Annotated in this window: 10 protein-coding genes; 6 read left to right on the forward strand and 4 right to left on the reverse strand. The window is 42.0% G+C overall.

Features of this window, described 5'->3' with window-relative positions; translation table 11 throughout:
- The first annotated feature begins 252 nt into the window (after positions 1–252).
- A complete protein-coding gene (locus F886_RS20510) occupies positions 253–15,822 on the forward strand; it encodes a DNA/RNA non-specific endonuclease (RefSeq protein ID WP_005303571.1) in 15,570 nt (5,189 codons plus the stop codon).
- 1 nt (position 15,823) lies between these two features.
- Positions 15,824–16,219: a hypothetical protein gene (locus F886_RS08000; RefSeq protein ID WP_005303574.1), complete on the forward strand. Its 396-nt coding sequence runs from the start codon at positions 15,824–15,826 to the stop codon at positions 16,217–16,219.
- Positions 16,220–16,497: 278 nt separating this feature from the next.
- Here the strand turns inward: F886_RS08000 and trmB are convergent, their stop codons facing one another.
- A complete protein-coding gene (trmB, locus tag F886_RS08005; RefSeq protein WP_004642023.1) occupies positions 16,498–17,214 on the reverse strand; it encodes a tRNA (guanosine(46)-N7)-methyltransferase TrmB in 717 nt (238 codons plus the stop codon).
- A gap of 145 nt (positions 17,215–17,359) precedes the next feature.
- Here trmB and F886_RS08010 point away from each other — a divergent pair, with 145 nt between their 5' ends.
- Together F886_RS08010 and F886_RS08015 are read left to right on the forward strand one after the other, a co-directional pair.
- Positions 17,360–19,798: an ExeM/NucH family extracellular endonuclease gene (locus tag F886_RS08010; protein WP_005303577.1), complete on the forward strand. Its 2,439-nt coding sequence runs from the start codon at positions 17,360–17,362 to the stop codon at positions 19,796–19,798.
- A gap of 207 nt (positions 19,799–20,005) precedes the next feature.
- Positions 20,006–20,617, forward strand: coding sequence for a glutathione binding-like protein (locus tag F886_RS08015; protein ID WP_005303579.1), 612 nt, complete (start codon positions 20,006–20,008; stop codon positions 20,615–20,617).
- A 65-nt stretch (positions 20,618–20,682) separates the two neighbouring features.
- Here F886_RS08015 and F886_RS08020 read toward each other — a convergent pair whose 3' ends face one another.
- Together F886_RS08020 and ahpF are read right to left on the reverse strand one after the other, a co-directional pair.
- On the reverse strand, positions 20,683–21,027 hold the full coding sequence (locus tag F886_RS08020; RefSeq protein ID WP_005303582.1) for a hypothetical protein: 345 nt from the start codon (positions 21,025–21,027) through the stop codon (positions 20,683–20,685).
- Between the two features lie 172 nt (positions 21,028–21,199).
- Complete coding sequence (gene ahpF / locus F886_RS08025; protein ID WP_005303584.1) at positions 21,200–22,765, reverse strand: alkyl hydroperoxide reductase subunit F; 1,566 nt, start codon at positions 22,763–22,765, stop codon at positions 21,200–21,202.
- Between the two features lie 267 nt (positions 22,766–23,032).
- Between ahpF and F886_RS08030 the strand changes: the two genes are divergently transcribed.
- Both F886_RS08030 and F886_RS08035 read left to right on the forward strand, forming a co-directional pair.
- Positions 23,033–23,251: a DUF1653 domain-containing protein gene (locus F886_RS08030; RefSeq protein WP_005303587.1), complete on the forward strand. Its 219-nt coding sequence runs from the start codon at positions 23,033–23,035 to the stop codon at positions 23,249–23,251.
- Positions 23,252–23,296: 45 nt separating this feature from the next.
- Positions 23,297–23,884, forward strand: coding sequence for an O-methyltransferase (locus F886_RS08035; RefSeq protein ID WP_005303591.1), 588 nt, complete (start codon positions 23,297–23,299; stop codon positions 23,882–23,884).
- Here F886_RS08035 and F886_RS08040 read toward each other — a convergent pair.
- A complete protein-coding gene (locus tag F886_RS08040; RefSeq protein ID WP_005303594.1) occupies positions 23,876–24,910 on the reverse strand; it encodes a helix-turn-helix domain-containing protein in 1,035 nt (344 codons plus the stop codon). The two genes, F886_RS08035 and F886_RS08040, sit on opposite strands and share 9 nt — an antisense overlap.
- Positions 24,911–25,029 lie beyond the last annotated feature (119 nt).

Genomic DNA, 25,029 nt, shown 5'->3' on the forward strand with positions numbered 1-25,029 from the left:
GTATTTTGATCATGAAAGCTGGATTTTAGATTTTATATGTGTAAGTAATCATTTTTTCTATTGTTTTTTTATAAAATACTTAAAAATATATTGATTATATATTTAAAAAGGTATTGAAAATCATTAGACTAGAGAGCTTGTGTGGGGTTTAACTAAACTTAAAATCAAGTTGTGATATTAATTCTTTAGAAGAACTTACATATATAAATACTTTCTTAATTTAATACTTAAAAAATAAGAAGAGGCTGCATCATGGTTGCGATTGTATCAGGTAATGGTTTAGGTTTATCAAATAGCTCATTAAACCAGCTTGGGAAACGAGGGGTACAAGGAAATGCAAGCTTTGGGCAGGCCCGAATAGAGGACTATATTAATATTGCCGATGGCAATCTGGTGATTCGCCAGCAGGGCTATAATCTGGCAGCAACAGGTCAGGATATTCAATCGGTCCAGACCTATAATTCTAAAGGTTTATTAAATAATAATGCCCAGTGGAGCGGGGAGTGGAGCAGACGACTCAGTTTAGTCGGTAACTTAAATGAAGCGGGCAGTAAAATTATTGTCACCGCTGAAGATGGTCACGAAGTCACTTTTAACTTTTCCTCTGCCAATAACTATATTTCTAAAGAAGGCGATGGGGCATACGATAAGCTTAGCATTTCAGGAACGACCTGGACCGTCACCGATGGCAAGACACTTGCCCGAGAAATCTATACGTATGATGCAGCCAAAAAGACAGGCCGCCTCACCAGTATTCAAGATAACAATGGCACCAATCTGGTATATAACTATGACAGCGTAGATCGCCTGATTTCTATTAAGGACAATAGCAGTTTAAATGAGCTGATCTATCAATATGACGGAACCAGCAACCGTATTAAAAGAATTGATACGAAAGTTGGTGGGGTGATCAGCCAGAATGTCTATTATGAATATGATACGGCCAATCGCCTGATTAAGGTGGTGACTGACCTCACCCCAGCTGACAAGGTGATTACCGATCAGCAGGTCTATACCACCACTTATGGTTATGATGGCAGCTCTTCGCGCATTGCAAGTATCACACAAAGTGATGGCAGTAGCGTACAGTTTAGCTATGAGCTGGATACGGTAAACAATGTTTACCGGGTAAAAACCGTCAAGGACAGCCAGGGAACCACCACGTTTAGCTATGCTGCCAATAAAACGACCGTTACCAATAGCTTACAAGAGGTATGGGAATATAGTTACGATGCCAATCAGCAGTTAACCAGCATCAAGAATGCCAATGCCGAGGTATCCAGCTTTAGCTATGATGCAGATGGCAATGTACTGACCATTACTGATAATGAAAGTAATAAGCTCACTTACCGCTATGACAGTAATGGCAACTTAACCGAAGAATATGGCCCGACCGGTAAAGCGATTAAATATAGCTATACCAATAATACCCAGCTTGCCACTATCACCGAATATCTCACGCTCGCGGTGAAAGATGCCAGCGGCAACTGGGTATTACCAGCGACAGGTGAAACCAAGAGTACGCAGTATCTCTATGATGCCCAACGCCTGCGCTTTGTGATCAGTGCAGAGGGTGCGGTCGTAGAATATATTTATAATGAGAAAGGCCAGCTGGTCAGTAAAGGCGGCAACTATCAGGCCAAATATGCCAGTACCATGACCTATGCGGCTGTAGATACCTGGGTAAAAAAACAACTAAAAAAAGAACTGAGCAGCTATGAATATGATGTCTATGGCAACTTAAAAAAAGAGATTCATTATAGTTCAATTGATGCTACTGCAGATGCTACAACAGGCGTGATCAAGAATCAGGGGATTGTGGATGATGCCGCCGAGCTGATTGACTATGTCTATGATGCGCGTGGTTTATTATTGCAGAAGATCACCCGTCGTGGTGCGGATCGGGCCACTGCCGGCACAACGGCAGCATCGAGTTTACAGTCGTTTGCCTATGATGGAATGGGACGTGTGCTTTCAGAAGTGGGACGTACAGGTACCACCAGCTATAGTTATGCTACCAGTAAAATTACGGTGACGAACGCAGCGGGTTTAAGTACGGTTCAAAGCTTTGACAGTTATGGCCGTTTAACCAGCACTGTACAGACTGCCACCAATCTACCGGATCGTACCACCAGCTATCTGTATAATGAAGCGGGACGTCTGATTTATAGCAAGCAGCCGAGCGGTTATGAACAATTTAATTTCTACGACAAGAAAGGCCGTTTAACTGGTGTGGTCGACAGCTCAGGTCTGTTGACTGAATATGTCTATAACAAGAATGATTTACAGACTAAAGAAATCCGTTATGCCACTGCGGTGAGCAGTGCAGGATGGCTTGCCAACGGGGTGGTGAGTAAAAAACGCGTCGAAGAGATCCGTCCTGCAGTTGCTGGTCTTGACCGGGTGGTGGAGAAGAGTTATGACAGTAGTAGCCGACTGATCAGTATTAAACAGGCCAATGGTTTAATCACTGAATATAGCTATGACAGTTATGGCAATATCATTCAAACTAAAGCGGGCGACCGGATCAGCCGCTACTTCTACAATAAAGACAACTTGCAGGTGGCTGCCTTGGATGCCGAGGGCTATCTGGTTGAAACTGTTTATAACAGTGCTGGCCAGAAAGTCCAGGTGAACCGTCATAGTAAAGTTACAACCGAGAGCTTGCGTGCGACCGGGACGTTGGCACAGCTCAAACCAACCGGTACGGATAATACCGTACTGAGCAGTTTCTATTTCTATGATGCGCAAGGACAACTGATTGGCACAGTGGATGAAAAGAAATTCGTCACGGCCTATTTATATAACCAAAAAACCAATAGCGTAACCACACGTCAATATGCCTTGGCAACGACAGCAACGGTGGCTAGTACCAGCGTGTGGACGGATATTATTAAGTTACCTGCAGGTAATACCTATCAAGACGCGACTAAAACTTATGATCTTCAAGGGCGTTTGATAACAGTGGTCGATCCCCGTCAGGGAACCACCAGCTATGTCTATGATGAGGCGGGTCGTCTGATCAAGGAGACTCTAGCTGCAAGTACAGCCAATGAACGCGTTGCCTATACCCGCTATAACGCTTTTGGTGAAGTCACCCAGGTGTTAAGGGGCGAAGCTGCTAATCAATTAACGACTGGGATGACGGCTGATCTGGTTGAACAGGTCTATAACCAGTATGCGGTTAAATCCTTCTATGATGCAGCAGGCAGAAAAACCCAGGTTATGAGTGCGGCTGGGCAACTGACCACATTTTATTATGATAAAACAGGCCGCCTGACCCATCAGATCAATGCTGAAGGCAATGTGGTTGAAACTGGCTACAGCCTGTTTGGTGAAGTTGCCAGCAGCACGCAATATAGCAAGAGCCTGGCTACAACAGCTACGGATCTGGCGGGTGCAGCAGTTCCGAGTGCCTTGGCGAATGCGGTTGGGGTAGGCAAGAACCTCAAAGGGGGGGAACTGACCACGACCTTTAGCAGTTTGGTGACAGCGATTAAAGATGCGACCAAGGATCGTATTGAAAAGCTTGAATATGACAAGCTGGGTAAGGTCAGTAAAAAGACCGATGGGCTTTCTAATAGTATCGCATCAGTTTATAACCTGTATGGTGAACTGGAACAACAGACCCAACAGGTGACTTTAGGAACGACCAAAACCACACTACAAAGCAGTTATGCCTATAGCAAACGAGGCGAGCTGAAGAGCACGATTCTAGACAGTAGCGGCTTAAAAAACACGACACTTAAACAGTACGATGCCTATGGCCGTGTGATCACGGAAACCGATGCCAACGGCAATGTTACTCGCTTGGATTACAGTCAGGATCAGGGCCGTACCATTCAGGTCACCTCAGCGGATAATGGGGTAACTAAAACCACTTATGATGCCTGGGGACGCCAGCTTAGCGTTAGCGTAAATGGCAACCTGACCAGTTATACATACAATGATCAGGCGAAGACTCTGACAGTTAAAAGCCCGGAAGGCTTGCAAACCACCACTCAATATAATGAGTTTGGTGATGTGGTGCAGGTCACACAAGCCAATCAGGGTAAAAGCACTTATTTATATAATGATGATGGTCAAAAGACCAAAGAGACCAATGCGGTAGCGGCGATCACCAATTATGTATATGACAAGAAAACAGGATTATTAAGCGAAAGCACCGATGCGGTCGGGGTGAAGACCAGTTATTACTATGACAATGCCAACCGGATTATCTCTCAGATTGTTACATTGTCTGCAACTGAGAGTCAGGAAACCAGCTATAGCTATGATGGTTTAGGACAGCGTCTTGAAGTCACGGAAGCCAAGGGTAGTGCCAATGAGCGGGTAACCCAGTATGGCTATGATAAAGCTGGGAACCTGATTTCGGTGACCCAGGATGCCAAGGGCCTCAAACTTGTGACCAGCTATAGCTATGACGAGAGTGGACGTCAGGTGAAGGTAACCGATAAGGGCCTGACCACGGTATATACTTATGATGCGCTGGGACGACGGATTTCCGAGGTGAAAGACCCGACTGGTCTGGCCTTAAAGGTTGAGTACCGTTACGATGCCAACGGCAATGTCACGCGTAAGATTGACGAGGCGGGCAATAGCAGCTGGTATGTCTATAACGCGATGAACCAGTTGGTCTATACCATTAATAGTCTGGGTATTGTCAGTGGATCTGTTTATGATCTCAATGGCAAAGTGATTGCCCAGTATCAATTTACTGCCTTACAAGATATTAGTAGCTGGACGACCAAAGATATCGTGACTGCTGCTAATGTAACGGTCAGTAAAACCACGGCCAACCTGACCCGCTTTGTTTACAATAAAGATGGGCTGGAAATCTACCGGATTGATGCCGAAGGTGCAGTGACTGAAACCCAATATAATGAGCTGGGTAAAGTTGCACATGCCATTCAGTACGACAAAGTTGTTAACCTGACAGGTGAGGCATTAACTGCCGATACGATCAAGACGGCCCTCACCACAGCAGAAGCCTCTGCGCAAACCCAGTCTTACTATTACGATGCCTTGGGCCGGGTGATTTACAGCATGAATGCAGCGGGTTATGTGACCCGTAATGACTATGATAAATTGAATCGTATTATTAATGTGCTGGACTTTAGAGTCGCGACTACATTGGCCCGTAGTAGCACTTTGGCGCAGATGGATGCGGTCTATAAAGTCAATCCATTACCCGCTTATTTTATCCACTATATGTACTATGACAAGCTGGGCAGAAAGATCTATGACCTGGATAAAAATTCGGTTCTGACCCGCTACAGCTATGATGAACTGGGGAATCTGACCAGTAAAAAAGAAACAGCCATTCTTTATACATCCCTACTTGATTTACTGAAAACCAAAGATGCGGCAGGTAACTTAAGCGCTCGCCCACCTGCTAATATTGAAAACTATGATGCCGGTTTGGCGTTATTGACCGATGCCCAATACCGCGAGACCAATTACTACTATGACAAGGTCGGCCGGATTGCCTACCAGATCGATGCCTTGGGTTATGTCACCCGATATAATACCAATGCAGCCGGACAGATTACTAATACCGTCAAGTACACCACTGCTTTGGCGGCACCGCTAAGCCGTAGCAGTACGCTGGCCGATCTCAATACCCTCTATTTGTCTTCAACGCCACCCGCCTATACGGTGACGGGTACCTTCTATGATGCAATCGGGCGTAAGGTCGTTGATTTTAACGAAATGAACCTGGTGACTCACTATAGCTATGATGCTTTAGGCAATGTGGTGAGTCAAAAAGTGACGACAGTCACTGTCGGGGAATTATTAGACCTGCTCAGAACTAAAGATGCCAATGGGGTCTATACTTCGGCCAGACCTGCGACCACACTTGCGAATTGCAATGCGGCGATCTTGTTATTACCTGCGAGCAAAATGCAGGAAACTCAATATTTCTATGACAAGGCGGGACGACGCAGCCATGATGTTGATGCGCTAGGTTATGTCACGGCCTATAGCTACAATGCACAAGGCCAGCAGACCTCGGTTAAACAGACTGCCCTGAACAGTGATGCCATTTTAGATTTACTCAGAACTAAGGATACGGCAGGTAACTTTACCGTCCCGCGTCCGGCATTGACAGCAGACAATCTGGATAAGGGCATTAAACTGCTGGCTGCTACCAATTACCGGGAAACCAGTTCTTATTATGATAAGGATGGACGACTCAGTTACCAGATTGATGCACAGGGCTATGTGACCCGTTACAGTTATGATGCCTTTGACAATATAATAAGCACGGCACGCTTTAATGCAGCAACCAGCTTAAGTCGTAGCAGTACACTGGCACAGCTGGATGCCAGCTATAACATAGCGACTTTACCTGAGCATGCATTCACCCAGTATGCTTATGATGCACTGAACCGTAAGGTCAAGGAAACCGATGCGCAGGGTAATACAGTTGAAACTGGTTATGATGCCTTTAACAATGTCATCTGGGTCAAAGATAAACTCGGCAATAAGGGCTATTTCTACTACGATGGCCTTAACCGGAATACGGCAAAAATCGATCCTGAAGGTTATATCACTTACTATTACTACGATACATTTGGTAATCAGACCATTGAACGAAAATACTTATCACCAGTGAATGCACTGGATAAGATTGAAGGCAGCAATGGTTTATATACTAGCGTTAAGATACTCGCAAGCAGTACGGAAGTTGCACCCACCACTCAGCCTTATTTGAACTTTGGTGCTGTATATACGCACGTCGTTTACCAGTATGACAAGTTAAACCGTAAGATCCGTATCACTGATGTCTCGGGGGCCTATGAAGCCTATACCTATACGGATGGGTCAGCTAAGCCAGCCACTTACCGCAATAAACTGGGTGGCGAGTATAGCTATAGTTATGACCGCTTAGGTCGACTGGTCAAGGAAACCCTGCCTGAGCCATCGGCAGGTAAGCCAGTCACGCATCTGTATGAATACGATGCCTATGGTAATAAAACCAAACAGGTGGAAGCGAGCGGGCTGACTGAGCAGCGGGTTTCGGTCTATCAATATGACAACCTCAATCGCCTGACTGCCAAGATTGCAGAGGCAGTTAGCACGGTTCAGTTACAGGTCAAGGATGCCAGCAAACCGTATTTAAAAGGCAAGGTTGAGGTAGCGAGTAATGTTGCACAAGAAAGCTATCAATATGATGGCTATGGCAACCAGATCTTAAAAATCGAGGCCAACGGGGCCAAGACCTTTAGCTATTACGATAAGAATGCGCGCAAGATCGCGGAAGTAAATCCGCTGGGTGGCTTGACCCGCTGGGAATACAATGCAGCAGGATTGGTGACCAAGCTGCAAAGCTATGAAACGCCGGTCAGTTTGCCGACACAGGCCGGAGGTGCTGTACCGACGACACCAGCAGGTAATGTGCGTGTAGTTGAATATGGCTATGACAAGGTCGGCCGCCAGACCAGTGTGCTTAGCCCGAATATTGCAAGTTATGAATATGATAGTCAGGGCAAGGGTGCGCTCATCACCCAGAGTGCCATTGAAAAGACCTATTACGATGGCAATGGCAATATCATTCGGGTTGAGGATGCTAAGGGCAATAGCAGTTATAGCTATTATGACAAGGCGGGTCGCAAGATCCTGGCGATTGACCAGGAAGGCTATGCAACCAGCTGGAGTTATGGCAATGACACGACGTCTCAACTGAGTATCCTGACTGAAGTCAAATATGCCAAAAAACTGAGCCGTGCTGTCACGGGTGCGGATACCTTCACGAGTCTGACTGCTTCGCTGGTTAAAGATGCAGGGAATGACCGTACCACCGTGAGTACTTATGACAAGCTGGGCCGGGTGATCAAGACCGAGCTGCTTAATGTCAGTTATAGCGATAACGGTGTGCTTAAAACAGCCAGCAGCATGACTTACTTTACCTATAACGCACTGGATAAGCTACTCACCAAGAAAGAAAGCGCAGGTGAGACCCTTAATATCACGTATGACAAACTGGGGCGTGAGAGCATCCGGACCTTCGGTAGTTATACCGACAGTAAAAGTGCCACTGTCAAGCAGCGGATCTCCAGTGTCTATAACGGACTGGGACTGTTATCGAGCAGTGCGGTACTGGGCACGAATGATACGGTCAGTACCGATGACCGGGTGACCCAGTATAGCTATGACAAGCTGGGTCGACTGACCCAGGAAACCGATGCCAGCCTGAGCCATAGTGTCAACTATGGCTATGACCTGATGGGGAACCGCACCTGGACCAGCAATAGCCGTAAGGCCAACGATGGCATCACCAAGTATGATGAAACACTGATTGAATATAACCTGATGGGTAAGGAGATTACCCGCCAGACTAATGAGGGCAGTCTCCCGACCGGTGCGACTGCGATCAGCTGGAAGACCCTGGAGGAACGAGAAACCCGCTATAACGTGTTTGGTGAAATTACCGGCAAACGTCTGGTCAAGACTGACAGCACCACCAAGAGCACGGACTCATGGCAGGAAGTCACCGAATATAACAACCAGGGCAAGGTGTGGAAGAGCAATGCCAATAATGGGGTGACCCGTTATTACTTATATGACCGCAATGGCAATGCGACCTTGCAGCTGGATACCACGGGTACGGGCATCACTGCCAAGAGTGCCGATCAGCTTAAGGATTTGACCGGGGTCAGCTATACCGAAACGGTGTATGACAAGCGTAATCAGATGGTTGAGGTTCGGGAGCCGAAGTTTAACCAGGACAAGCTGGACACCAGTTTAAACCTGTTTAACCAGACGATTTCGCGGACGGTGGACAAGTCGACGGTAAGCCTGACCGACAGTGCCAGCAAGCTGAGCTTTAATGCTGATACCCAGAAGCTGAGCATTCAGGCCAATGCCCAGGCGAAGCGTGTGATGATCAAGTACTGGCCGAAGGGCAGTACCGCTACCGCGAGTAATACCCTCACCGTGGATATGCAGGCGACCACCACTGCCACTGCGGGATTGTTCGTGCTGGACATCGGGGCGATTCAGGCCAATATCGACTATAGCTATAGTTACAGCAGTAGTGATGCGACAGGCAAGGTACTGGACAGTGGCACAGGGGCGATCAAGCGCTCTGTGAATGTGGTGGATGTATTCTCAGGCGGAAGCGTAAGTGCCAATCCTTCATTGGTACCTAATATATCAACTATTCCAAAAGCTACACTTAGTACAAACTCAGTTCAAGATAGTTTAGAAGTGAACTATAACTTAAAAGATGTAGTTACTATTACTCAACAAACTACAACTGGTACTCAAAAAGTTTGGAAAGGTATTAAAGAGGATTATCTTAACTCTCTTACTATTAAGCTCCCCGTGCTAAATAGTTATAGTGGAGATTTTGTAGTAAAAGTTATAATTAATACAAAAGAGATTGCGAAAACTTTTTCGAATAATACTTCCGTGGCGATTTTAGATGGAATAAATAGTTTTGTTTCTGGTCAAACTATTAAAATTCAAATTTCAAAAAAACATAATAATGAGGAATTGAAGGTTGCTGATTATAATTTTGTTTGGAAAAATAAAGAAGATTATAATTTAGTAGAAGATGTAAGTGCAACAAACTCATTTTTAAATACTTATAGTTTAGTTGGTGGTAAATATTATAAAAGTATTGCGACTGATTTTATTTCAACAATAAAAAATATTCGTAGCTCATATCAAACAATAGTTTTTAATAATATGCCTGATGGAGTGACTAATTTTTTATTTTATACTAAAAAAGAAGGTGATCAAGGTTGGAAAGAAGTTACTCCTTCTTCAGGATTGATCGAAAAATTTATTGATGATAAGGGCTATGAAGTTTATCAGATATCTAGTGATTTAGAGTTTCAATATTTCGGTGTAGATGCTCTAGGAAATAAGTTAGTAGGAGGCAGAGGACGTTATAGCTTTGATAATCAAACTCATACTCCATATATTGTTGATCACACATCAATACGTACAGAAGATAATTTATTCTTAAATTCAAAGGGATCAATATCAAGTTCAAATGATATTATTGCGTATGAGGATAGAATATTAAAACTAAAAAATCAAAGGCAGGATGTAAGTAGCGTTCTTTTATTTATTGATGGTTATTCTATTTTTATGGAGAAAGATAAAACAATCAATGGCCAGTTTAATATGAATTTAACTGCATTTGATATAATTTTTGGAGTTAATAGTTTTTCGGATAGAAAATTAGAATATGTTTCATTGGATATTAATGGGAATGTTGTAAGTAGACAGAAAGCTATAATTGATTTTAATTATATAAAAAATATTAATCCAGTTAATATTGATGGGAATGGTTTTGTTGTTGCAAGCTATAATGATATTTATTCCGCGCAGAATGCTTATAATTCAGGCCGGATTGCCCCACTTAAAAATTCTGATCCTTATGCTATTAACCAAAAGCCATATATATATGCATTTAATCAAAAAAATGATAAATATATGGCGACTGACATTGAGATTGAGGCTCTTCGTAGTGATCTCTTGGAATCTGGTTATCATCCATATGATAAAAAATGGACTCATTTTTCTAGACGGGATGGTTTTTTTTATGGTCAAACTCAATATGCTTTCTTTAGTGAGGCGGGAGATTACACTTTTAGATTAAAAGCTTTGTATAAAGATAATACTTTAAGTAATCCTATAGAGGTTAATACTGTAATTGGAGCACTTTCTTTGAGTGCTTATAATAGTTCTAAAAGCCGTTATGATTTTACTTTGAACTCTTATGTTTCTCAGGACTATGCTAGTAATAAGGTTGTATTCTCTGGTCAACCTACTGGAAGTAGTAAAATTCGAGTAAAATATGGAACTAGTGTCAATAATTTAAATTCTGAATCAATTCTTAATATTGATTCAAATGGTAAAGCTATTTTAGATGTTTCTGATCAAGTATTTTTAAATATACTCGGTACAGTACCTATATATTATAGCTATGAAACTTTAAATAATTCAGATCAAATAATAAATAAAGCTACTGGTTCGTTAGAGGTGGGTTTAGGGGGAGGGAAAAGTCTCCATACTAATAGCCTTACCGATCGCTGGCTTGACTTCCAGCCTGCGCAGAACAACGGCAGCAAGATGGAGTTGTTCTACCGTAAACGTCAGGTTGATGCCAATGGTAACTTTGTTTCCGATCTGGTCAGTGCCGATATCAATAGCGATGCCTACTGGGCCAGCAGCAACCAGTTCCAGAAAGTCAGTATCACTTCTTCAAATGGGATCTATCGCTGGAACCTAAATGATCTGGTGCCAAAGTCAGGCTTCGAAAACTACGAGTATTTCTACCAGCTCTATGACAGTGCTGGCAAAGTAATTGCCTTTGTACCGGGTAAGCTCAGCATTGACAGTAAGGGTAATGGTAGTAGCCAGCAAAACAAGTGGGTGATTAACGGATCCGGTGACCGTGCTAGCCAGATTGTTAAATCACAGGCCTATAATGCCTTTGGTGAAATCATCAGTGAAACTGATGGCAATGGTAATACCAGTAGCCTGAGCTACAACACCATGGGTAAACTGACCAAGAAGGTTCTCCCTACAGTGGATATCCGTAAGTCAGATGGTACGGTTACACAAGGCACCCCAACCCTTGAATATGGCTATGACTTAAGTGGCCGCTTACTGACCAGTAAAGATGCCAATGGCAATATCAACAAGCAAAGCTACTTAAACGGGCGTAACCTTGAAACCGGGGACTGGCTGGTTGAGAAAGAAACTCATGCCGATACTGGTGAGGTCAGTAATTTATATGATGTCTATGGCAACCTGGTTGAACAGTCCAATGCGCTGGGCGTTAAAACGGGTTATAGCTACGATATCAATGGCAACCTGATCCAGATCACCCGTGCAGCACGAACCACGGGGACGGTAGGTGCGACGCACATTACTGATACAGCAGGAAAGCAAGCCAGTCTTATCGACACCTTCACTTACGATGAACTGGGGAATCGCCTGAGTGCAACCAATGCGCTGAAGAATACCACTACCACAGATTATGATGCCTTAGGCCGTGTGATACAGAGTAAAACCGCTGAAGGGGTGACCACCAAAGTCGATTATGTTTATGATGCGACAATTAGCAACCTAAACAGCAGTAAGGGTGGCATTAGACGCACGGAAACAGATGGACTTGGTAAAACTCTGGTAGATGAACAGGACTACTTTGGCCGGACCATCAAGCATACCGACAAGGGTGAACATGTCTTTACCTATACTTATAATGCAGGGGGCTGGCTGACCAAACAGACCAATAGCCAGGGCCAGAGCCTTGACTATAACTACTACAGCAATGGTTCGATCAAGGAAATACGGGATACCGCACTCAACCTATTAACCTCTTATCGTTATGATGATAACGGTAACCGGATTGAAGAGCGCTATCAGGAACTCAATGGCAAGGTGGGTGAACCACGAGTATTCCAGAATGCCTTGATCAACTACGATAGCTTAAACCGTAAGATCAGCGTGCAGGACCAGTCCTTCAATATTCATTATGAATATGATGGTAATGGCAATATCGTGCATATGCTGGCGAACTACCGTGATGCTGTAAATGCTGCACCGAAGATTCAGGATTTCTGGTACAGCTATGACAGTATGAACCGCTTTACCATCAGCATGGGTGTACTCAATAGTACAGCGAAGAAAGTAGAGCGCGGCAATACCGGTATTGCGATTAGCTATGACAAGCTGGGTCAGCGCCTGACAGCAGATTATGGTAAAGATGCACTGAACTCGACCAAGGCGCATAAAGAAAGCTATAGCTATACCACTGACGGCTATCTTGAAACGGTGAAGAATGCAGATTACTCAAGCACAGGTACTCTAGGTACCCAATATACGGTATCCACCCGTTATAACGATGCCTTGGGCCGAGTAACCCAATATACCGATAACAATGAAAACAGTGCGACGGTCTATCAGACCACCACGACCACCTATAGCAAAGATAACCAGATTACCGAGCAGAAAAAAGAAGGCGGTAATGGTGCGGGTACAACGAAATATACCTATCTTGCAGATAAGGCGACCCTTGACAAGACGGTGATGACCCCGACTTCAGGTTCCATCCAGACCACTCAATATTCTTATGAATGGTGGGACAGTGCCAAGCAAAGCAAAATCACCACGACAGTGGATAACTTAAAAGGTGAAACCAGCCTGAGCTATAACATCAACGGCCACCTAAGCGGTTTTGTTGATGACAAGAATGTACAGAATACACGCTCAGCAACTTACATTAACAACTCACAAGGAATGGTGTTACAGCGAAACGAATGGCTCAATAGCAGCATGAACCGTTACCGTAACTTCTACTATGTCAACGGGCAACGTGTAGGTGACTTAAGTAACGATGGTCCATCGCGTGAGGACTACGTACAGAACCTGCAAAACAACCGCGCGACAGCGACTCAGGCCAAGGACTTTAAGCCGATTTCATCGGCGGACTTTGACCAGAACTTTGAGCCGATTAATGCGCAGTATCCATCGAGTGCATCGACCAGTTATGTGGTGAATAACGGAGATACCTTACAAAGCATCGCGTTGTCGGTTTGGGGTGATGCTTCGATGTGGTACATGCTGGCTGATGTAAATGGCTTGAGTGCGACGGACAAGTTAACTGCGGGGCAGGTATTAACGGTTCCGAACAAAGTCACCAACATCCACAACAACAGTGAGACGTTCCGGCCTTATAACCCGGGAGAGGCGATTGGGAATACCCAGCCGACGGTACCGAGCCCGCCACCGCCACCGAAGCCGAAGAAGAAGTGCGGTGGTATTGCCCAGATTGTAATGATCGTAGTGGCAGTTGTCGCTACCATATTTACAGCTGGAGCCGCATTAAGTGTTATTGCTCCTGGAATGAGTCTATTTGCTGGTGGCATAAGTGTATTGGCAGGAACGAGTAGCTTGGGGATCGCTGGTTCCATGGCGGTAGCTGCAGGTGCGGCAGCTGTGGGAAGTGCAGCGTCACAACTGGTTGGTAAGGCCATGGGAGTGGTTGATAGTTTCTCTTGGTCACAAGTGGGTATCTCTGCTCTTACAGCCGCCGCTACAGCTGGCGTAGGTGGAGCATTGGCTCCTACAGCTGGAACGACTGGAGCAACTGCGACACAAAGTAGCTGGGCAAGCGCAGCGAAGACGGCTATTAATAATGGCGATTGGGTCGCTAAAGGAGCTGTGTACGGGGCTGTCAGTTATGGTTCAACGTACCTTGCCAACCAAGTGTTTGGCAATAACCAGAGCTTTAGCTGGGCAGCATTAGGTTCATCTATTGTAGGTTCGATTGCAGCAGCCGGAATGGGGGCAAAAGGGGTATTTGAACGTCTAGGCACGACAGCAAGCCCATATGCCTATTCTTTAGCAGGCGCTAATGCAGCAGCAGTGATTGATGATAAATGGTTTGGTGGAGCGAAACCGGATTACTTAAATGTATCGATGGCAGCGATTGCAAACACAGTAGGGCGTCAGTTTGGGGAAAATGCTGATGGATGGTTTGCTGATAGTAAGACTAATGATTTGGTGGCTAACTTTAATGAAGAAGAGTTCCTGCGTCAGGAAGCTATCCGTTCCAAAACTAGACCTTTATTAGTGGATGCCAGTTATAAAAGTGGAACGGTCTCCGACACAGTATATATATTACCGACTATCCATGTCTCAGCTAGTGAGAAAACACCATGGATAGATGATGATAATATGCTTTATGCACTTGAGGGAGCTAAAAGCTTCTTCCAAAATCGTGCACAAGCATTAGAGGAGTGGGGTAGCGCTTCAGTACCATTTCAATATTCATGGGCTACACCAACAATAAATACAGGTAATCCGAGACTTGATCGATATTATTTCCAGCCGATAAATAATGCATTTAATACAGTATTAAATGCTGGATGGAACACCTTAAAATTAGCAGGTAATACAGCAGCAATTGTATCAAATTTACCTGCCGCTGGATTTAGTATCATTAGCGGTGATTATGAAGCATCCCAACAGTTTTATGAGGATTTGTACTTATCTAATCCTGTGACAGCTCCTATTGGTGGCGTAAGGAGTGGACTCAGATATTTAGGCGATGTAAGGGAATTTAATAAAGCTACTGTTATTGGCCGAACCATTGGAGCTAACCAAAGAGGTAGCGCTAGCCTTGGTTTGTTGAATGACATTCCAGTTGGTAGTACCACTGGAGAAGTGCTAACGGCTTCAATGCCAGCTCCTCCAATAAAAGCCTTGTACCCAAGTACAGCAAGTACACGAGTTAAAGCACCATTTGTTAGTACTGCATCACGTACTTTACATTTCGATAATATTGATACTTTTAATAGGGCTGCGAATAATCCTTTTCCAAATACTTCCTATAAATATGGTGGTATTACATGGACTACAGATAATTTAAGTCGTGTATCAACCATTGAGGGAGAGGTTTCACTGAAGAATCATGGGCGTTATGTTACTCCTGGTGAGCCAAATGCAACAGTAATTGGCTATAGTGGTGCTTTGGAAGATGTTGGTTTCCATTTTATTGGTAATCAATTTGATGGACCAATAAATAGACTGAATGTCATTCCAGGGAGTGGGCGCTCTGTTACACTATCAGATAGAACTTTATTGAAAAATTTAAATCAGAGTCGTTATAAGATAGACTTTGAAAATCCTGTAGCTGAAATTTATAGGCAAACAGGTAAAAATGTTCCTGTTGGAATAAAAGTAATATACAATCGCGATACTAAAACTAGTAGACCGGATTTTTTTGAAGTTAAATATCAAAAAGATGGCCGTTGGTTAACAACTCCATTTGAAAATAAAGCAGGGGGATAGAGTGAATTTTATTGAAAAATCTCAACTTATTAATGTGATAGTTCAAGAAGTAGTTGAGGCTATAATTCCTGTTAATTGGAAGTATATTTCTTTTTATACTGAAGGTTTAAGAGATAAAGAAATTGGTCTAAGAAAAAAAACAACTGTTGAATGTTGGATTGGAGAAAAACCAGTTTTATATACTAAGGATTATGCATTAAATACAAGTGGAGAGTTATTAATAGCAATTAATAAACTTTATTTGGAGTGTGAAAAAGATAATGATATTTGGACTGGATTTTTACTAAAAATAAATAATACAGGAAAATATTCTTCTAAGTTTTATTATGAAGGGACTCCTCTTCTTGATGGTAATGAAGAAGAGTTAGATAAAAGAATGAATGATTTAAGATCTTAATTAATTAAATTTAGCCTAAATATCTTTTTAAAATTTTTAGATATTTAGGCTTCTTTATATACCACAATTTAATTATTTCATGGAAATAATAATATTTTACTATTCTAATCGACTTGATGTGTAAAACCCCACTTTTATTAATTTTTTAAGAATAGAAAAGTTTTACTAATAAATGCATCCTTTTTACTAGTTCAATGAACTATTTTTAATTTTTAAAAAATATGGCACTAAGTCATTAAAACTTAATGCCATAATTTTAACTAAAAATAATACGCTCTTTACTTAATCTTTTTAAAGATAAAGTCATTAATCTTATGACCTGACTCAATACCACGGCGTTCAAACTTAGTCACTGGACGCCAGTCTGGACGTGGGTAGCTATTGCCTTTACCTGCCAAGTTTTCAAGATCTGGACGATTATCTAATACATCTAGCATCCATTCAGCATACGGTTCCCAATCTGTTGCAGCATGGAACGTACCGCCAAGCTCAAGTTTTTGTTCAACCAATGGCATACGCTCATGAGCAACAAAACGGCGTTTAAAATGACGTTTCTTTTGCCAAGGATCTGGGAAGTAAAGCTGAACACAGTTAATGCTGTTGTCTGGCATTTCACGTAGAACCTGAATCGCGTCTGCATCAAGTACACGTAAGTTTTTAACTTCTGCTATACCTGCTTCATATAGGCATTGAGCGATACCAGGTACATGGACTTCAATACCCACATAGTTGCGTTCAGGGTTCGCTTTTGCCATAAGAACTAACGAACGACCCATACCAAAACCGATTTCAACAGTTAATGGACGCTCTGGGTGTTCGAAGTGTTGACGTAAGTCGCCAACAGGATATTCCAAAATTAAATCGCGATGTTGTTCTAATGCCGTGCGTTGAGACGTATTAAGTGGTGCTGAACGACGCATAAACGTCACAATTTCACGGTGTTCAGGCAAATTGTCTAAGTCTGCAATTTGCGTTTCTAACTGATCGATCGACATAACCTTGGCAATATTGAAATTCAAATGCGGTATTTTAAGTCTTCATGTGATCAAGTCAAATGTTTCGGTGTTTTTCTTCATGTAGATGTCATGATCAATATTTACTCTAAGAGACTAATTAAAACTCATATGAACACTTTTACTCATGAAAACTTTTCAATTAAGAACACTTTCGGTCTTTTTAAGTGCATTAGGTGCATTTTCATATAGCTCAGTTGCTCAAGCGCAGCTCATGTTTAGCCAATATGTGGATGGCAGCAGCAATAAAAAAGGCTTGGAAATTTATAATCCAGATGGCGCTACGGTTAATTTAGCCGATTATGAGATTCAACAATTTAATAATGGTGGTACAGCAAAGACTGTGGCTTTTCGTTTACAAGGCACGCTCGCGAGTAAGCAGAAGTTTTTAGTGGGGCGCTCAGAGTTACAAACTGAGCTTGGAAGTAAAGTTAATCAGGTGGCTGCTTTATCTTTTAATGGAGATGATGCGGTTGTACTTGTTTATAAAGGTACGCCTGTAGACCGTTTTGGCCGTATTGGTGAACGCCCAGCAGCGGGATGGGGGACAGCAGTTTCAAGCTTGGGAAATAGTTTTAAGCGTATTGAAACTGAGAACCCAGCTTTAAGTGTTGATGCAACCGCAGCATTTGATTTGGATCATTCATGGTCGGCTTGGACAAACCGAAATGACTTTTCAAATTTATCGGGTTCTACAACTCAGCCTCCTGTTGAAACAGTAAGTTGCTCAAGCTCAGATACAGCCATTGCTGACTTGGCGGCGGCAACTCAAGACCAGACTTATACTGTGCGTGGTGTGATTACAGCTGACTATCGTTATGCCAATGGTTTCTCTGGTTTTTATGTTCAAACGCCAGATACAAAAGCACGTGCAAATGTCAGTAATGCTATTTTTGTTTATATTCCAAATAGTAGTGCGGTAAAAGGTGGACAAGTTGGCGATGAAGTTATTTTACGTGGTCGTTTAACGTCTTATCAAAATCAGCTACAGATAGATCAATTACAACAAGATATTCAAACCTGTAATAGCAATATGGCAAATCAGGTTCAGCCGATTAGTCTCGAACTTCCGTTTGCTAGTTTAACGGATGGCTCAGTTAATTCACCGCAGCGTTATCAAGGTATGTTGGTCAAATTACCTCAGACTTTAACGGTGAGTGAGAACTATAATTATGGTCGTTATGGCGAACTATCGCTAAGTTTAGGGCGTTTATATATTCCAACCAATTTATATCCAGCGTTATCTCCTGAAGCCAAAGCTTTAGCTCAGAAAAATTTATTATCGAAAATTATTTTTGATGATGGCTATAACAATCAAAACCGTACACCTTGGTTACCAAGCAATTTTAGCGCTGCTAATACGCTACGTTCGGGTTATCAACTTAAAAATGCTGAAGGTATTTTAGAATATCGTTTTAATGGTTGGCGTGTGCAACCAGTGCTTGGACGTAATCAGCCTGAAGTTATTACTCAAACAAACTCGCGTCAAAGCGTCCTTACTAAAAATGCTAATCACATTCGTGTAGCTTCATTTAACGTTTTGAACTATGACAATGGTGCAACGGGTTTCCCAACAGAGCGTGGTGCGACAACACAAGCTGAGTTTGATAAACAGCATCGTAAAATTGTGAGTGCATTAAAAGCGATTGATGCCGATGTTTACGGTTTAATGGAAATAGCGAACAATGGTTATGGGCCTAACAGTGCAATTGCCAATTTGACCAAAGCTTTAGGTAGCGATTGGAAATATGTAGTTCCTGAAAATCTAGATCGTTTAGGTGGTGATGCGATCGCAGTTGCTATTATCTATAACAGCAAGCGTGTTAAGCCTTTAAATAAACCTGTTGTGCTTGATTTAGGCGACAAGAACCGAACAACTTTGGCGCAAAGTTTCCAAGCGGTTCGTGGGAATAAAACATTTACTGTTATTCCAAACCACTTGAAATCGAAAAGCTGTAGTGGGGTCGATGCTAGCTCTACTGACGCAGACCAAAAAGATGGTCAAGGCTGTTGGAACCCAACTCGTGTGAAAGCCGTTGATCAAATTGTGCAATGGCTCGCGAAAAATCCAACTCAAGTGCAAAAGCAAAATGCTTTACTTGTAGGGGATATGAATAGTTACGCAAAAGAAGAACCTATTTTGTCATTTGAAAAAGCGAACTATAAAGTTTTACTTAATGACGCTAAGGTCGGTCAGGGTACTCAGGCATATAGCTATGTGTATGGCGTTGTGAGTGATGCCAACGGCAATGGCGGAGCAGGTAACTTAGACCATGCAATTGCTGATGCAGCTTTATATCCAAAAGTGGTTCGAACCTTTGCATGGCATATCAATGCAGATGAGCCAACGGTTCTAGATTACAACGAAGAATATAAAACGGATGAGCAAAAGGCATTGTTTTATGGGGAAGATGCTTATCGTTCTTCGGATCATGACCCCGTAATTGTCGATCTAGATTTAAATGGAAAAGACTCAAGTCATCCTGACGATGATAAGAAAAATGGAATTTTTGATTTCTTAACTGAATTAGTGAATTGGCTTAGCCAGCTTTTTAAGCGTAATTAACGGAAAAATTGCGTGACGCAAATGTGTTTTATCATATTTTAAACAATCGTCACGCAAGACAACTTGCAAGGAATGACTTTTTGAAGAATATTAGATGGTGTAAGTATTTTATAAGTTTACGCTTTTTTACAATTAAAGAATTGTGCAAACCTTGCAGGTTTTCTAGAAGCAATTTAAAACGTTAATATGAGATAACAAGGATCAGATATGAAATTATATTATTCGCCAGGCGCATGTTCTTTAGCTGCACATATTATTTTAAATGAAATTAATGTTGATTTTGACTTAGAACGGGTAAATTTAAAAACTCATAAAACAGAAAAAGGCGCAGATTATTACGAGATTAACCCAAAAGGATATGTACCAGCTTTAGAAATTAATCCGGGTTTAATGTTAACTGAAAACGTTGCTATTTTACCTTTCCTTGCTCAGCATGATCCTAAACAAGACTTAATTCCTCCATCAGGGATGGGCCGTGCGAAAGTATTGGAATGGTTGGGATATTTGAACTCTGAATTACATGATGCATATGCAGTCTTCTTTGGGGCGCCGTTAACGACTGATGAAAAAAACAAAGCTTATGCAGAAATTGATCGCCTTTTAAAATATATCGATAACTATTTGGCTGAGTCTGATTATGATTATTTGGTAAATGATAATTTCGGCCCAGCAGATGCTTATCTATTTGTTTTAACAAACTGGTCAAACTCAATTGAACATGATTTAACGCCATATAAACATATTATTGCTCTACGTAATAAGGTAGCAGAACGTCAATCTGTACAAATTGCGATGCGTGATGAAGGTCTAATTTCTTAATCAGTTTTTTAGACTTTAATAAAAAGCCCCTGTATGAACAGGGGCTTTTTTTATGCTAAAGATGATTAGTGTTGAGCATCTTTTTTCACATCAGCAGCAGTATTTTCAACAGCTTGGGCAGCATCAGCAGTTGCCTTACGAGCAGTTGCTTCAGTTTTTGCAGCAGCTTCAGCGGTTGCATCAGCAGCATGGTCAGTTGCAGCATCGATTTTTGCAGTAGCATTATCAGTTGCAGTAGCAATATCGCTTGCAGCTTTGTCACCAGCTGATTTGATATCTGCAGTTGCTTGTTGAGCAGCATTTTCTAAGTGTTCACCCGTTGTCGCACCTGTTTCTGGGGCTTTATCTTTATTACATCCAACAAGGGCAACGGTCGCAGCAAGACCTAAAGCAACAAGTAATTTATTCATTGTGTTTTTCCTTCTAATTCATGGCATCCAAATATGGATGTATAAAATATAAACATAAACTAACTGATTAATAAAGATCGAAAATTGTTAAAGAGTTGTAACTCTAATATTAAAAAAGCCTAGCATTTTGTAATGCTAGGCTTGGGTTAAATCATACTGGTTGGACTAAATTTTATTGCCCAGAACGGATGATGTAATCAAACGCAGAGAGTGATGCTTTAGCGCCTTCACCTGTAGCAATAATGATTTGCTTGTAAGGCACGGTTGTACAGTCACCTGCAGCAAACACACCTTTGACATTGGTTTCGTTGCGATCATTCACAATGATCTCACCACGATTGGTTAACTCAACTTCACTGTCTTTTAAGAAGTCAGTATTTGGGAGTAAACCAATCTGTACAAAGATCCCTGCAAGTTCAACTACATGCTCTTCATCAGTGGCACGGTCTTTATATTTAAGACCAGTCACTTGTGAGCCATCACCTAACACTTCTGTGCTTAACGCATTCATAATCACAGTTGTGTTTGGCAAGCTATGTAGTTTGTTTTGCAAAACTTGGTCAGCACGAAGTTTTGTATCGAACTCAACCAAAGTCACATGCTCAACAATCCCTGCAAGGTCAATTGCAGCTTCAACACCTGAGTTACCACCACCAATCACCGCAACACGTTTACCTTTGAACAATGGGCCATCACAGTGTGGGCAGTACGCGACACCACGGGTACGGTATTCTTGCTCACCCGGTACATTCATTTCTCTCCAACGTGCACCTGTTGAAAGGATCACAGTTTTCGATTCAAGTTTTGCACCGTTTTCAAGTTCAACTTCAACTAGACCATTGATCGTTTGGTTTGCACCTGTGATTTTACTAACACGTTGCAGGTTCATGATATCGACATCGTATTCACGAACATGCGCTTCCATTTCGGCAGCAAACTTAGGACCTTGAGTCTTTTGCACAGACGTGAAGTTTTCAATGTCCATGGTATCCATCACCTGACCACCGAAGCGTTCAGCCACGATACCAGTGTTAATACCTTTACGTGCCGCATAGATGGCTGCTGTTGCGCCCGCAGGTCCACCACCAATTACCAATACATCAAACGCATCTTTGGCATTGAGTGCTGCTGCATCTTTTTCAGCTGAGTTGGTGTCGAGTTTCGCCACAATCTCTTCAAGGGTCATACGACCTTGACCAATGTGTTCATTGTCTTGGAACACCATTGGTACAGCCATGATTTTGCGTTGTTCCACTTCGTCTTGGAAGAATGAACCATCAATCATGGTTGCTGTGGTGTTCGGGTTATAAATGGCAATCAGGTTCAGCGCCTGTACCACATCTGGACAGTTATGACAGCTTAACGATACAAACACATCAAAGTTAGCTTGGAGGTTTAAACCTTTAATCTGGTTCAGCACTTCATCAGAAACCTTCGGTGCATAACCAGACACCTGTAACAGTGCCAAGATCAAAGACGTAAACTCATGGCCCATCGGTAAGCCAGCAAAGAACACACGAGGTTGTTCACCTGCTTTAGCGACACCAAAGCTTGGACGACGTGTATTGTTACCATCAAAACGGGCAGTCACTTTGTCAGAAAGCTCAGCGATTTCTGTCACTAGTTCTTTAATTTGAGCTGCTTTATCTGATTCATCTAAAGCAGCAACTAATTCGATTGGACTTTCTAAACGTTCTAAATAAGCTTTTAATTGAGTTTTAATGTTTTGATCTAACATCTGTTTTTACTCCAATGCATCCAAATTCTTTCAATAGATGCATAGTACGTGAAAACATAGAATAGGTGAAACAGTATGTTTTTATAGATTTAATCGGTTTTTTGAATGTTAGTTAACACTTATAAGTAATATCAAGAAGTTAAAGTGGAATTTGTCTTTAGGTCGTCTTTATTACTCTTTTTTATCTTTTAAAGTGAAAGTGTTTAAAAATTTATATATGTTATATGGCTGTAAAGATTTTATGTCATAACATTAAAAGGTACTTTCATGTCATTGCAACGCGGTATTTATCAGCATTATAAAGGTAATCTCTATCAAGTTTTTTCTGTGGCAAAGCACAGCGAGACTGAAGAGCAACTCGTGGTTTATCAGTGTCTTTATGGTGACTATTCAACTTGGGTACGTCCGCTTGTTATGTTTACTGAAACGGTTCAAATGGCTGATGGAAGTATCGTGCCGCGATTCAAGTTAATTCAAAGCACTTAACTCAAACGGCTGTCATATAAAATAACGATTTTAAAGGGTGAAGATATGCCAAATATTTTTTTCTTACAAAGAGTTGCAGATTTATATGACACCTTTAAACGACATGATGCCCAGCAGTCAGATCGCTTGCTACGCTATCGAAATATTGAGGCTGAATCTGCAAAACTTCTGTCGCAATTTATCCGAATGCAGCAAGCCAAATCAATTTTAGAAATTGGTACTTCAACGGGTTATTCTACTCTATGGCTTGCTGAGGCTGCACAATCGACTCATGGAAAAGTAACCACGCTTGAAATTGATGCCAATCGCAGTACCGAGGCGAAACGCCATGCTACGGAACTGGCATTAAATGAAGTTGTTGATTTTTGGATAGGGGATGCAGCCGATTATTTAAAAGAAACTCACGAAACGTTCGATTTTATTTTGTTAGATGCTGAGCGTAATGCTTACGAAAATTATTGGCCCGATTTAAAGCGTCTGATGAAGCCCAAAGGTGGTGTTCTTATTATTGATAAGGTTATTTCACATGCGGCTGAAGTAAGTTCATTCTTATCTTTAATTAAAAAAGATGAAAATTTTATGAGCAGTATTTTGCCAGTAGGCGCAGGTTTAAGTCTGGTAGTTTTAAAGTAGGTTTGCTTTCTTGAGATATTCTTGCCGATAAGCTTGTGGACTACAGCCCTTTACTTTATTAAATGCACGGGTGAAATTGGCAGGGTTGGAATAGCCCAGTTCATAGGCAATATGAGTAATGGTAAAGGTAGAGTTCTCTAACAAATCAATGGCACGCTCAGTACTGATCTGTTGCTTTAAATTTTGAAATTCAACGCCTTGCTGTTGTAAATAGCGTTGCAAAGTTTTGGTCGAAATATTTAATACTTTGGCACATTCCATTAGGGTTGGGACTTGATTGGCTTGCCGCAACATCATGCTGACCCATTCAACAATTTCACCTTGATGATAGATCTTCTGGATTTGTTCCTGACAGCGTTGTTCAACTATTTTTAAACTATGTGCGTCAGCTAGAGGCAAGGGAAGTGCTAATTGTTGTTGATCAATCACCACGCGGATACCTGAAAGCCACGTATAGTTAAAGTGGAAATTGGCTTTTACTAAGGATATGTAACGTTCTTGATAGCTAGGCTCTGGAACACTCAAATACACTTGGTAGCGTTGTAATTGTTGACCTGCCAATTCTAACAAGCTGTAGTAAAAGGCTACGGCAATCGCTTCAATATGAAAGGCCAAACATTGCTTATTCATCTGCAAAATCGGTTCAAATAATAGTTCAACCTTTTGCTGATTGGCCGGAAACTGAATGCTGAGCTTAAAACTCGGCATAATCAGTCTAAAATATTGTGCAATTAGCCTAAGTGCATGTTCCAGATTAGGACTGGTCATTAGTGCATAGCCGACCAAACTATGTGAGCTGAGTTTGATATTTTTACCCAGTTCAAAGGCTAAGTCTTGAGTGTTGGGCAGACTTAAACCCATCTCAATGAATTGTTCAATTTGTTGAATCGATAATAATTCTGTTTTTGCCAGTTCTTGCTGGAATGCCGCCAATAAATCATTATCGTATTGATGCGTGCCGATTAAAATTTCAATCAGCCGTAAATAATAACGTGATGGAATAACAGGAATCTGTTGCTTCTGCACAAGAAAAACTCAGCAAAGTCTTAAAATGATAATAGCAAGTCTTAAAATGATAATATAGAGGGGCTATGAACGAGCACAATCAATTCAAGCAAAACATTTTGTGTTTGATTGGAGTCTCT

Origin of the sequence: Acinetobacter sp. NIPH 542 (genome assembly GCF_000369825.1) — a bacterium.
In the GTDB taxonomy this organism is placed as follows: Bacteria; Pseudomonadota; Gammaproteobacteria; order Pseudomonadales; family Moraxellaceae; genus Acinetobacter; species Acinetobacter oleivorans.

What these genes read in the sequence shown, in the direction of transcription:
- ahpF (WP_005303584.1), bottom strand. Translation starts at nt 22,765, where the DNA reads ATGTTAGATCAAAACATTAAAACTCAATTAAAAGCTTATTTAGAACGT.
- F886_RS08020 (WP_005303582.1), bottom strand. Translation starts at nt 21,027, where the DNA reads ATGAATAAATTACTTGTTGCTTTAGGTCTTGCTGCGACCGTTGCCCTT.
- F886_RS08010 (WP_005303577.1), top strand. Translation starts at nt 17,360, where the DNA reads ATGAAAACTTTTCAATTAAGAACACTTTCGGTCTTTTTAAGTGCATTA.
- F886_RS08035 (WP_005303591.1), top strand. Translation starts at nt 23,297, where the DNA reads ATGCCAAATATTTTTTTCTTACAAAGAGTTGCAGATTTATATGACACC.
- F886_RS20510 (WP_005303571.1), top strand. Translation starts at nt 253, where the DNA reads ATGGTTGCGATTGTATCAGGTAATGGTTTAGGTTTATCAAATAGCTCA.
- F886_RS08030 (WP_005303587.1), top strand. Translation starts at nt 23,033, where the DNA reads ATGTCATTGCAACGCGGTATTTATCAGCATTATAAAGGTAATCTCTAT.
- trmB (WP_004642023.1), bottom strand. Translation starts at nt 17,214, where the DNA reads ATGTCGATCGATCAGTTAGAAACGCAAATTGCAGACTTAGACAATTTG.
- F886_RS08015 (WP_005303579.1), top strand. Translation starts at nt 20,006, where the DNA reads ATGAAATTATATTATTCGCCAGGCGCATGTTCTTTAGCTGCACATATT.